This is a genomic window from Marinobacter sp. UBA2498, assembly GCF_002341575.1.
In the GTDB taxonomy this organism is placed as follows: domain Bacteria; phylum Pseudomonadota; class Gammaproteobacteria; order Pseudomonadales; family Oleiphilaceae; genus Marinobacter; species Marinobacter manganoxydans.
Genome location: NZ_DDOI01000157.1, coordinates 45,389 through 56,402, shown reverse-complemented (window position 1 = coordinate 56,402; position 11,014 = coordinate 45,389). Strand labels below are relative to the sequence as shown.

12 protein-coding genes are annotated in these 11,014 nt (G+C 58.0%); 7 read left to right on the top strand and 5 right to left on the bottom strand.

Annotation, left to right across the window (positions count from 1 at the left end; all coding sequences use genetic code 11):
• Window positions 1-892: Lon-like protease helical domain-containing protein (locus B2W52_RS21865; protein ID WP_286804078.1), on the bottom strand; the 892-nt coding region annotated here is incomplete at its 3' end.
• Window positions 893-1,109: 217 nt separating this feature from the next.
• On the opposite strand from B2W52_RS21865, the gene B2W52_RS21860 reads away from it, so the two are divergent.
• Window positions 1,110-1,487: a PilZ domain-containing protein gene (locus B2W52_RS21860; RefSeq protein ID WP_008170530.1), complete on the top strand. Its 378-nt coding sequence runs from the start codon at window positions 1,110-1,112 to the stop codon at window positions 1,485-1,487.
• A 15-nt stretch (window positions 1,488-1,502) separates the two neighbouring features.
• Here B2W52_RS21860 and B2W52_RS21855 read toward each other — a convergent pair whose 3' ends face one another.
• From B2W52_RS21855 to B2W52_RS21840, 4 genes are all read right to left on the bottom strand, one after another.
• Window positions 1,503-1,973, bottom strand: a complete 471-nt coding sequence (locus B2W52_RS21855) for a flavodoxin family protein (protein WP_286804077.1) — start codon at window positions 1,971-1,973, stop codon at window positions 1,503-1,505.
• A 20-nt stretch (window positions 1,974-1,993) separates the two neighbouring features.
• Entirely contained in the window at window positions 1,994-3,040 is a 1,047-nt protein-coding gene (gene recA, locus B2W52_RS21850; protein ID WP_008170534.1) for a recombinase RecA, read from the bottom strand.
• Window positions 3,041-3,204: 164 nt separating this feature from the next.
• Window positions 3,205-3,705: a nicotinamide-nucleotide amidase gene (pncC, locus tag B2W52_RS21845; protein WP_062785224.1), complete on the bottom strand. Its 501-nt coding sequence runs from the start codon at window positions 3,703-3,705 to the stop codon at window positions 3,205-3,207.
• A 693-nt stretch (window positions 3,706-4,398) separates the two neighbouring features.
• Entirely contained in the window at window positions 4,399-5,439 is a 1,041-nt protein-coding gene (locus B2W52_RS21840) for a LacI family DNA-binding transcriptional regulator (RefSeq protein WP_286804076.1), read from the bottom strand.
• A gap of 119 nt (window positions 5,440-5,558) precedes the next feature.
• On the opposite strand from B2W52_RS21840, the gene ltnD reads away from it, so the two are divergent.
• The 6 genes from ltnD to B2W52_RS21810 all read left to right on the top strand — a co-directional run.
• On the top strand, window positions 5,559-6,494 hold the full coding sequence (gene ltnD, locus B2W52_RS21835) for an L-threonate dehydrogenase (protein ID WP_286804075.1): 936 nt from the start codon (window positions 5,559-5,561) through the stop codon (window positions 6,492-6,494).
• A gap of 2 nt (window positions 6,495-6,496) precedes the next feature.
• On the top strand, window positions 6,497-7,777 hold the full coding sequence (gene otnK / locus B2W52_RS21830; protein WP_286804074.1) for a 3-oxo-tetronate kinase: 1,281 nt from the start codon (window positions 6,497-6,499) through the stop codon (window positions 7,775-7,777).
• Window positions 7,774-8,421 (top strand): 3-oxo-tetronate 4-phosphate decarboxylase, encoded by a 648-nt coding sequence (otnC, locus tag B2W52_RS21825; protein WP_286804073.1) that lies wholly within the window; start codon window positions 7,774-7,776, stop codon window positions 8,419-8,421. The genes otnK and otnC overlap by 4 nt, the downstream gene beginning before the upstream one ends.
• 20 nt (window positions 8,422-8,441) lie before the next feature.
• On the top strand, window positions 8,442-9,257 hold the full coding sequence (gene otnI, locus B2W52_RS21820) for a 2-oxo-tetronate isomerase (protein WP_286804072.1): 816 nt from the start codon (window positions 8,442-8,444) through the stop codon (window positions 9,255-9,257).
• A gap of 5 nt (window positions 9,258-9,262) precedes the next feature.
• Window positions 9,263-10,225 (top strand): D-erythronate dehydrogenase, encoded by a 963-nt coding sequence (denD, locus tag B2W52_RS21815; protein WP_286804071.1) that lies wholly within the window; start codon window positions 9,263-9,265, stop codon window positions 10,223-10,225.
• 62 nt (window positions 10,226-10,287) lie between these two features.
• On the top strand, window positions 10,288-11,014 hold a 727-nt coding region (locus B2W52_RS21810; protein ID WP_286804070.1), incomplete at its 3' end, for a DctP family TRAP transporter solute-binding subunit.

Here is an 11,014-nt window from a genome sequence, read left to right as displayed (position 1 = left end):
TCTTCTTGTCGAGGGACGCATACGCAATCGCTGCCTGTTCCTCGTTGTCATCGAGGAAAATCTCGAGATTTTCAACCAGGTCCGCCCGAACCGCTTCAAAGAAGGCGACCACGTCCGGCAGATCCTTGTATTTCTCGATCAGCTCATCAATCTGATGGCCTGAGATACTCTCGAGGGTCTCCTGGTTCAGGGCTTGCTGTTTATCAGCGTATTCCTGCTCCCAGTCCGCCAGTTTGCGAAGCGCCTGCCGGAGCTTTTTCTCAAGCTTGTTGATGGCATCTTCGAACTTGTCGCGCTGCTCATCGGTCAGAGCCTGGAAAGATTCCGCAGTGTGGGGTTCGTCGCCATTCATGGCCACCAACCGATAACCGCCCGGGGTTGTCACAGTGAGGCTGACTTTTTTGCGCTTGGCCTGAGCCGCCACCTTCTCCAGCTCGTCTTCCTGCTTTTTGCCGTATTCGTTTTTCAACTGTTCCGAGCGCTCAAGAAAGCTGTCGCTGTCAAAGGTCTGGGGAATAACCTTGACCAGGCGACTCATCAGCTTTTCCATATCCTGTTTGAGCTGGGTACCCTTCCCGGCCGGGAGCTGCAACAGCTTCGGAATGCGCGGCTCCTCGAAGTTGGCCACGTAGCACCAGTCATGGCTCTGCTGATCCGTATCCACATGATGCTCGAGGTAACGCAGCATCATGGTGCGCTTACCCAGGCCATTACGGCCAACGGCATAGACGTTGTAACCGCCATGGGGCATTGCCAGAGCAAAACGCACAGCCTCCTGGGCACGGTTCTGGCCAACGATTTCAGCCAGGGGCTCCAGTTGCTTGGTGGTTTTGAACGGCAGATCTTTCAGAACACAGGCTTTGTAAAGCTGGTGCAGAGGCAGTGACTTCAAGGTTTGGTCCTGTAACGGTTAACACATTGGCCGGTCATTGTAGATTCTGCGGTCGGCTCTGTCGCGTTCAGCACGAAGATTTCTGGAGTCGCGCACAGTGCGCGGGATTTTGTTAGGCAGCTCACAATTCCGCCGCCGCTCATTTTTCAGCCAGCCTTTCCGGAACTACACTTCATGTCCCAACCACAAAAACAATGCACGCAACGGACGCCAGCGTATGACCAATGATTCCGCAGAGCGCAGAATCAAGGATCGTTACCCCGCCTCCTGCCTGAAGGTCCAGCTCCGGGAGCGTAGCTTCCTTGGTCGTGGCAAACACCCCACGCCGGTTACCTGCCTGGACCTAAACCGGTACGGAATGGCAGTGCTATGCCCCCGACCAGTAGAGCCGGGCGCCCGTCTGTTCATGGATTTTGACGGCAAGTACATCAGCGAATCGCGGGTTTGTGCCCGGGTGGTGGAATGCCAGCCCTTCCAGACCGGCTATCGCGTCAGTGTCCAGTTCAGCTATTGCCTGGACAAGAAGGGCTATTCACGAACTGTCGACAATGCCCTGTCGCGGATTGAAGGCTTCTACAACCGGTTTGCCAGCTGAGCCAGGCCTTCGCAATCAAACCAGCCCGGCGTCAAGGCTGGCCGCAACATACATCCCCAGCTCCCGACACTGATCTTCAAACTCTTCCCGGTATTCACCCCGGCAGATCAAAGGCTCCTGGACCAGCTTCCAGCGCAGCCCGGTGGTAATGCTTTCTATTGCCCGCTTGGTGCCCGTGCCGTCATGGCCGGCGCGAATGTAATAGGCAAAAGGCAGCCCCTGGGTTTGCTCGAGGCAGGGATAGTAGCTGCGATCGAAGAAGTCTTTTAAAGCACCACTCATATACCCGAGATTCTCAGTGGTGCCCAGAATAATGGCGTCGCAGGCCAGAACGTCATCGGGACCGGCGTCCAACGGTGCCAGAACGGTTACTTCAACGTTTTCGATATCTTCATGGCGGGCACCCTCATCCACAGCTTCTCGTAGGCGGAGGGTGTTCGGGGAAGGCGCATGGGCAACAATCAAAAGTTTCTTCATGCCATCCATACGTCCTCCCTACATCAAGCTTAGAGCAGCTCGCCGTTGGCTTCTGCAGGCTCTTCTTTTGCGTCTTTCTTCGGTTCAGGCTTGGGCATCAACTTGTCCCGAACCTTGGCTTCGATCTCGTTGGCAATGTCCATGTTTTCTTCCAGGAACTTGCAGGCGTTGGCCTTGCCCTGACCGATCTTGTCGCCATTGTAGGCGTACCAGGCTCCGGACTTGTCGACGAAGCCTTCCTTGACGCCCATATCCAGCACTTCCGCCATGTGGTAAATGCCCTTACCGTACATAATCTGGAACTCGGCCTGCTTGAACGGCGGCGATACTTTGTTCTTGACTACTTTCACGCGGGTCTCGTTACCGACCACTTCGTCACCATCTTTCACGGCACCAATGCGGCGGATATCAAGGCGAACGGAGGAGTAGAATTTCAGCGCGTTACCACCGGTGGTGGTTTCGGGCGAGCCAAACATAACCCCGATTTTCATACGGATCTGGTTGATGAAAATCATCAGGCAGTTAGCGTGTTTGACATTACCGGTCAGCTTGCGAAGCGCCTGGGACATCAGTCGCGCCTGCAGACCCACGTGGCTGTCGCCCATTTCACCCTCGATTTCCGCTTTCGGGGTCAGGGCCGCCACGGAGTCCACGATGATCACGTCTACCGCATTGGAACGAACCAGCATGTCGGCAATTTCCAGGGCCTGCTCACCGGTATCCGGCTGGGACACCAGAAGGTCGTCCACATTGACGCCCAGCTTTTCGGCGTAAACCGGATCGAGCGCGTGCTCGGCATCCACGAATGCACAGGTTTTGCCGGCTTTTTGTGCTTCGGCAATTACCTGGAGGGTGAGCGTCGTCTTACCGGAACTTTCCGGACCGTAGATTTCGCAAATTCGACCATATGGAAGACCGCCAATACCCAGGGCAACGTCCAGGCCAAGGGAACCGGTGGAGACCGCAGGAATGGCTTCGCGGGGCTGATCGCCCATTTTCATCACGGCGCCCTTGCCGAACTGGCGCTCAATCTGCCCAAGTGCTGCGCTCAATGCTTTCTTGCGGTTGTCTTCCATCAGTGCAAACCCTCTGTCGCCTGGGCCGCCACCCTCAGGAAAAGGCTGGCAGCGAAATAGTGAATCGGGAATCTGTACAGCTCGAACAGCCCATTCCCTGTATATTTGAACAGTATTAAAACATAACCCGCAGAGGAGACCAACCCCTCCGGATGTGAAAGCCGTCAGACTTCGTCCACAAAATTGTTAACCCCTTGAAGGGCAAAGAGAACGGCCTGCCTGCGAACCTGATCACGATCACCCTCAAAGTGTTTTACCACGGCCACGGTGGAGGCCGGGCTGCTACCCCAGGCAAACCAGACGGTGCCCACAGGCTTTTCCTCGCTGCCACCGCCGGGCCCGGCAACACCACTGATAGCCACGGCAACGTCAGCATCTGTCGCCACCAGGGCACCGGCAACCATTTCCCGCACCACCGGTTCGCTGACCGCACCGTGTTCATCCAGCGATTTCCGGGTTACGCCCAGAAGCCCCTGCTTGGCCTCATTGCTGTACGTGACAAGGCCACCCAGCACGTAGGCCGAAGAACCGGCACGATCGGTCAGTACCTTCGCAACCCAGCCGCCGGTGCAACTCTCCGCCGTCGCAACGGTACGGCCGGTTGTCAGCAGTCGTTCACCAAGGCGGTTGCCTGCCTCTTCCAATTCCTGATCGCTGGCCAGCATAATGACCTCCTTCGTTTCATCACGGCGGTTATTTTCTTACAATTCACGCCTTCATCCAAAGCAAGGCTACCGGACCCGTTCATGTCAGCAGCTCAGACCAAAAGAGACCGAGCCTCAAAACACGGATAAACACGCCCCCTTTCGCCCCAACTTTGACCCAACTACCCTCCCCTATGTCCGCAGACTAGCTTCGTCCGCGAAAGACCATCAATCGGTTCGATAAAAGCGTTAGGTGTCAGTCTGGAGCGCTGGTGCGGGAATCTCAACAGGAGGAATACTAAACTCGGAACCAAAAACAGAGTAAGAGTAAAAGGCACTACTGTTGACGAGTAATTTACTGCGGAACTAACGGCTCCAGCTGACCAAGTTGCTACCAAACCTGGCCAACTGAGTGTTTACCTCAAAGATTCGCAGCGTACCTCTCCCGCCCCATAGTAGCAGGCCGCTTGAAAGATACCTGAGGAACTATTGGAGCGCATTGACTTAAGAACAATAAGCTCCGGTTGGGTTCTACCCCGGTCCCAAGGACGGTTTTAACCCGGCTCACCAAAATGCACAGCACTTGGGCTCGGCTATTTTCCACAGATGAACACTTTGGTGACATGATTGCCACCTACGTTGGCCTCCGGAATCATTGTTCCCGCAACCGCAAGTATTGATTCCCGGCTGAGCCGTTAAGGCATTTCTATAGGTTCAGGTGCTTTCACCAATGAGGGTGCGGAATGCCACGTTCAATTGTTTATCGGTTATGGGTTCGTCGTTCAGGCGCCTCAGTATTTGCTCGGCTGCAAGCCGCCCCATGGTCTCCCTGGGAGACTGAATAGTTGTCAGTCTCGGCGTCACCTGCTGGCCAAGGGGCAGGCCGTTGAACCCGGCGATGGCGATGTCCTGTGGCACGCCAAGGCCCAGCCGTTGGGCGTGTAGCAAAGCGCCAGTGGCGAGGTCGTCGTTGGCGAAATGGATGGCATCAGTTCTGGGGCATTGCTCCAGAACCATGTCGAGCGCAACCGCGCCGGCTTCCAGGCTGCCGAGTCTGTCCAGCTCAATTATCGGCGCTTCCAGCCCCGCTTGCGCGAGAATTTCTTTGTGTCCCTCATACCGCATGTTAGCCCGGTAATCCCTGTCCATACAGGCGCCCACATAGATGATGGAGCGATAGTGCCTGTCTAACAGGTGCCTGGCCATACAAGCGCCCGCTTCCCGGTGGTCCAGCCCCACGTTCAAGTCCAACCCTTTACCCAATTCCATCATTTCCACGATCGGCTTGTTCCAGGTTTCCAGAAGGCCTTGGCAGGCTTTGCTGTGGCGCAAGCCGGCAATCACCAGTCCGGAACAGGACCATCCCAGAAAGGTTCGTACCAGTTGGTGCTCCCTCTGAAGATCGTAATCGGTATTGCCGAGCAGTATCTGGTAGCCCTTGGCTTCGAAAGCTTCCTGAAGCCCCTTGATCACTTCAATGAAAACTGCGTTGGCGAGCGAAGGAACGATAACGGCAATAAATCGCGAACTGGCCGAGGCCAGGCTGCCGGCGATCAGGTTGGGTACGTAGCCCAGTTGCTCCACGGCTTCGGTGACCCGTCGGCGGGTTTCCTTGTTCACGCGGTCTGGCGTGTTCAGGGCCCGGGATACCGTGATGGGGGAAACCCCGGCCGCTTCCGCGACCTGTTTCAGCGTTGGTTTATCAGAACCTCTCCGCTTGCGGGGTTCCGGGGAAGAGGCTTCCATGTTAGACATTGGTCGTAGTCCTCGCGACGGTAACTTGCTGATCGCAATCTTATCAACTAAAACGATGGTAGCGCTAACATGGTAGCGCTACCATCAAACAATCAAAACAAGAATCAGGAGGCCAGCAAGTGACAAGCTTATCCGGAACAAAGCCCCGCGTCGGTGTGGTAGGTCTGGGCGCCATGGGAATGGGAACAGCTACGGCCCTGCTTGAGTGTGGGTTTGAGGTTACCGGGTGTGATGTCAGCGAAAAGGCCCGGGCGGGCTTTGAGCACGCTGGTGGTCGCACTGTGAGTGCGCTCGCTGAACTGGCTGCCAAAAGCGATGTTGTGTTGTTGGTGGTAGTGAATGCGGCCCAGGTCGAACAGGTGCTTTTTGGTGAATCCGGGCTTCTTGCCGGCTTAAAGCCGGGCAGCCTGGTGATTCAGTGCGCAACAGTGGCGCCGGCGATTGCCCGTGATCTTGCTGAACGGCTCGGCCAGGCGGGTATCGAGATGCTGGATGCACCCATCAGTGGCGGTGCGGCCAAAGCGAGGGCTGGCCAGCTTTCGGTGATGGCCTCGGGAAGCACGGATGCGTTCGGCCTTGCCGAGCCGGTCCTTGATGCCATGGCGGCGACCGTCTACCGGTTGGGAGATGCGCCCGGAATCGGGTCGAGTATGAAGCTGGTCAATCAGCTGCTGGCCGGGGTTCATATTGCTGCAGCAGCGGAGGCCATGGCTATGGCGATCCGGATGGGATTGCCGCCCGAGGTCGTTTACGAGGTAATTACTCACTCAGCCGGTAACTCCTGGATGTTCGAGAACCGCGTCCCGCATATTCTCAAGGGCGATTACTCCCCTCTCTCAGCGGTCGATATCTTCGTTAAGGATCTCAATATTGTTCACGACACCGGGCGGGAGCTGGCCATGCCAACCCCCGTGGCCGCCAGTGCGCTTCAGCAGTTTACCGCAGCGAAGGCGGCCGGGTTCGGGAAGGAAGACGATTCAGCGGTGATCAAGGTCTACGAACGGCTTGCCGGCATCACGTTGCCGGATGCCGCCAACGACAGTGGTGAGGAGTGAGCATGAGTATTGTGTTGGGCGCAATCGCCGATGACTTCACCGGGGCAACCGATCTGGCGAACAATCTGGTTCGCAGCGGTATGCGCTGTATTCAGGTAATTGGCGTGCCTGAGGGTAAACCCGACCTGAGCAACGTTGATGCTGTTGTGGTGGCGCTTAAATCACGCTCATGCCCCGCCGAGCAGGCGGTCACTGAGTCACTGGCGGCCCTGGCCTGGCTTCAGGACCTCGGTGCCCGGCAGATTTTCTTCAAGTACTGCTCCACGTTTGATTCCACGGATCGCGGCAATATTGGCCCGGTCAGCGATGCTCTTCTGGATGCCCTGAACGCCCGCCAGACGGTGATGGTGCCGGCGTTCCCGGTTAATGGCCGTACGGTGTATCAGGGGCATCTGTTTGTGGGTGACCGGCTTTTGAATGACAGCGGCATGCAGGACCACCCACTCAACCCAATGAAGGATGCCGATCTGGTGCGTGTGCTGGCTCGGCAAACAAAGGGCAACGTGGGCCTGCTGCCATGGCCGGTACTGAGGCAGGGGCCCGGTACCGCCGGCGAGAGACTGAAGGCCCTGGAATCCGACGGTGTCCGGCATGTGATTTGCGACACCCTGGATGGATCGGATCTCGCAACCCTGGCCGGTGCGGTTGTTGATAAGCCGCTGGTGACCGGAGGCTCCGGCCTGGGCCAGGCGCTGCCCGCGGAGTACCGCTCACGCGGCTGGCTGGCGAATGTGTCCGAAGCCGGGCGCCTGGAGCCGGGTGTTGGCGGTGCACTGGTGTTGTCCGGCAGCTGTTCGAGGGCAACGCTGGGGCAGGTGGCGGATTTTCTGGGCAAGGGTGAAGGCTTTGCCCTTGATCCTTTGAAGCTTGCGGAGGGTGATGATCATCTGGAGGCGGCCCTGGCTTTCGCTCGCGAAAGACTGAGGGCGGGAGCGCCGGTTCTGGTTTACGCCTCCTCGGATCCGGATCAGGTCCGGCAGGCTCAAGCGACATTGGGGGCGGAGCGTGCCGGCGAGCTTGTTGAGTCTGCCCTTGGCCACCTCGCCGTTACCCTGGTTAATGAAGGGGTTGGCCGCCTGGTGGTGGCCGGAGGCGAGACCTCGGGTGCGGTTGTGTCGGCGCTTGGTATTCGCACGTTGCGGATCGGCGACCAGATTGATCCGGGCGTGCCCTGGACCCAAGCCGCCGATGTAGGCGGGCCGGGACCGCTGTCTCTGGCTTTGAAGTCGGGCAATTTCGGCGGGCCGGATTTCTTTACACGTGCGTTTGAGGTGTTGCCATGAATGTCAGTGAAGTAAATCAACTGCGAGAGCAGATTGCGACGCTCGGCCAGTCACTGTTTGATCGCGGGTTGACGATGGGTTCGAGCGGCAATATCAGCGTTCGCCTCGACGATGGCGGCTGGTTGATGACCCCCACCAACGCCTGCCTTGGGCGGCTTGATCCCCAGCGAATTTCCCGGCTTGACCGCTCAGGGCGTTTGCTGGAGGGCGATAAGCCGACGAAGGAGCAGTTTCTGCACACGGCCATGTACGAGGAGCGTCCTCAGTCGGGCGCCATTGTGCACCTGCATTCAACCCATTCGGTGGCGGTGTCCTGCCTGCCCGATATCAACCCCTGCGACTGCATTCCACCATTAACGGCCTATTACGTGATGCGGGTGGGTCGGCTGCCCCTGGTGCCTTATCACATGCCCGGGGACCCGCAGCTGGGTGACGCGGTTCGCGGTCTGGCCGGCGAGCACAGTGCCGTGCTGCTCGCCAACCACGGGCCGGTGGTCGCTGGAAAAAACCTGGAGGCGGCGGTGTATGCCACGGAGGAGCTGGAGGAGACGGCGAAGCTGTTTCTGCTTCTTCGCGGGGAAAACCCACGAGCGCTGACAGCTGAACAGGTTTCGGCGCTGGAACAGCGGTTCCCCAGGGACTGAACCTCCAGGAGGGTGCTGTAATGATCAGACTGGCCGCGAACTTGAGCATGCTGTTCCCGGAACATGATTTTCTGGACCGGTTCGGTGCCGCAGCGAAGGCGGGGTTCCGGGGCGTTGAGTATCTGTTTCCCTACGCCTATCGCCCGGAAGATTTGGCGGGTTGCCTGCGCGAGGCCGGGCTGGAACAGGTGCTGTTTAACCTTCCGCCCGGCAACTGGGAGGCTGGTGAGCGCGGGCTTGCCAGCCTGCCCGGAAGGGAGGCGGAGTTTCAGGCTTCAGTGGCCGAGGCGCTGCGTTATGCCGAGGTGCTGGATTGCCCCCGCATCCATGCGATGGCGGGTCTGCTCCCGGAGAGCGCCGATCGGAAGACGGTCGAGGCTCATCACCACACCTACCTGAAAAATCTTCGCTTTGCCGCCGGGGAGGCCGCGAAAGCGGGCCGGGATCTCCTGATCGAGCCGATCAATCGACGGGATATGCCGGGGTATTTCCTGTCCAGGCAGGCAGACGCCATCAAGGTGATTGATGAGGTGGGCGCGGACAACCTGAAACTGCAGTTTGATGTCTACCACTGCCAGATTATGGACGGCGACCTGATTAGTCACATGGAACGTCAGTTCCACGCCATCGGGCATGTGCAGATTGCCGGTGTGCCGGAACGCCATGAACCGGATGTAGGGGAGGTCTGTTACCCAGAGGTGCTCGCGAGACTGGATTCGCTGGGTTATACCGGATGGGTGGGCTGCGAGTATCGACCAGCCGATAACACCCGGGCCGGTCTGGGATGGGGACAGGCCTACGGGCTGAACGCCGACACAACAACAAGAGGTCAGTAAAGGTTATGCATATTGTCATTACTGGAGCCGCGGGCTTTCTCGGGCAGCGGTTGGTCGATCATCTCGTCAGCGCTGGGCAACTGGCCGGTAACTCGCTGAGCCGTCTGACTCTGATCGATCAGACTGAGCCGCCCTGCCCGGAGGCCGGCGACTTGGCCACTAAAACGCTCGCACGGGATATCAGCCAACCCGGTGCGCTGGATGATGTCCTTGCCGAGCAACCGGATGTGATTTACCACCTCGCAGCGGTGGTCAGCAGTGCTGCGGAAGGCGATCTGGATTTGGGAATGAGGGTCAATTTCGATGCAACCCGCGATTTACTCGAAGGTTGCCGGAAGCATGGCCTCAACCGGACACGGCTGATCATGGCAAGCTCCGTGGCCGCCTACGGCGGAGATTTGCCGTACACCCTTGATGATATGACGGCATTGCATCCCCAGAATTCTTACGGTGCCCAGAAAGCCATGAGCGAGTTGCTGATCAATGACTACAGTCGCCGTGGCATTGTCGATGGGCTGGTGTTGCGCCTGCCCACCATTGTGATCCGTCCTGGCCGTCCGAATGCGGCGGCCTCCAGTTTTGCCTCAAGTATCCTGCGCGAACCCCTCAAGGGTGAGGATGCCATCTGCCCGGTTTCGCCCGATCTGGAACTGTTCATTATGTCTCCCGCAACGGTGGTTGATGCCCTTGTGCACGGGGCCGAGGTTCCGGGTGAGGATCTCGGTGCTTTCCGGGCTTTCATGTTGCCGGGTATTACCGTCAGCGTTTCGGAAATGCTGGAATCATTGCGTGAAGTGGGAGGCGAATCGGCGCTCGCCCGCGTTCAGTTCCGGCCGGATTCGAAAATTGAGGCGATTGTCGGCAGCTGGCCATCGAGATTCAGTAACCTCCGGGCGAGCAAGCTCGGATTCAGAAGCGATAAGGATTTTCGTGAAATCGTAAGGGCTTTTATGGACGAGAATGCCTGATTCCGGGCCTACGCACCCCGGAATTTACCCAAAGCGTGACAATGCAAAATGAGGTAACAACAATGAAAGCAACGTTCGCACGCCGTAGCCTGACCACCGCCATCGCCGGTGCCACTTCAGCTTTGCTTGCCGTGACAGCAGTGAATGCACAGGCAGCAAGAACCATTAACCTTGGCCATACGCTGTCTGACAGTTCCCACTATTCCGTGGGCGCCGATGCCTTTGAGGAAACTCTGGAGCGCCTCAGTGGCGGAGAGTTTGAGGTCGCCGAGCACCCTTCCGGTTCCCTGGGCGGGGAGCGGGCCATGATCGAGGGCCTGCAGATTGGCACCGTTGATGTTGTGATTACATCGACAGGTCCTTTGGGGAATTTCGTACCGGAAAGTTATGTGCTTGACCTGCCGTTTCTTTTCAAGAGTTACGAAGAGGCCCGCTGTGTACTTGATGGCGAGATCGGCCAGGACCTGTTGAACAAGATGTCTGACCATAACCTGGTGGGCCTTGCCTGGTCGGAAAACGGCTTCCGCCACATGACCAACAGTGTTCGCCCTGTGACCAGCCCTGACGATGCCAAGGGGTTGAAGGTGCGTACCATGGAAAACAAGGTACACATGGAGGCCTTCGAGCAGATGGGCGTTCATCCCACCCCAATGGCGTTCCCGGAAGTGTTTACCGCGTTGCAGCAGGGCACCGTTGATGGCCAGGAAAATCCCATCACCGTGATCGTCGCCACGAAGTTCTGGGAAGTTCAGGATCACCTTTCGTTGACCGGACACGTCTATTCACCCG

Excerpts from the sequence above, each read along its gene's own strand:
- B2W52_RS21860 (WP_008170530.1), top strand. The coding sequence starts at position 1,110 with ATGACCAATGATTCCGCAGAGCGCAGAATCAAGGATCGTTACCCCGCC.
- B2W52_RS21855 (WP_286804077.1), bottom strand. The coding sequence starts at position 1,973 with ATGGATGGCATGAAGAAACTTTTGATTGTTGCCCATGCGCCTTCCCCG.
- recA (WP_008170534.1), bottom strand. The coding sequence starts at position 3,040 with ATGGAAGACAACCGCAAGAAAGCATTGAGCGCAGCACTTGGGCAGATT.
- pncC (WP_062785224.1), bottom strand. The coding sequence starts at position 3,705 with ATGCTGGCCAGCGATCAGGAATTGGAAGAGGCAGGCAACCGCCTTGGT.
- B2W52_RS21840 (WP_286804076.1), bottom strand. The coding sequence starts at position 5,439 with ATGTCTAACATGGAAGCCTCTTCCCCGGAACCCCGCAAGCGGAGAGGT.
- otnK (WP_286804074.1), top strand. The coding sequence starts at position 6,497 with ATGAGTATTGTGTTGGGCGCAATCGCCGATGACTTCACCGGGGCAACC.
- otnC (WP_286804073.1), top strand. The coding sequence starts at position 7,774 with ATGAATGTCAGTGAAGTAAATCAACTGCGAGAGCAGATTGCGACGCTC.
- otnI (WP_286804072.1), top strand. The coding sequence starts at position 8,442 with ATGATCAGACTGGCCGCGAACTTGAGCATGCTGTTCCCGGAACATGAT.
- denD (WP_286804071.1), top strand. The coding sequence starts at position 9,263 with ATGCATATTGTCATTACTGGAGCCGCGGGCTTTCTCGGGCAGCGGTTG.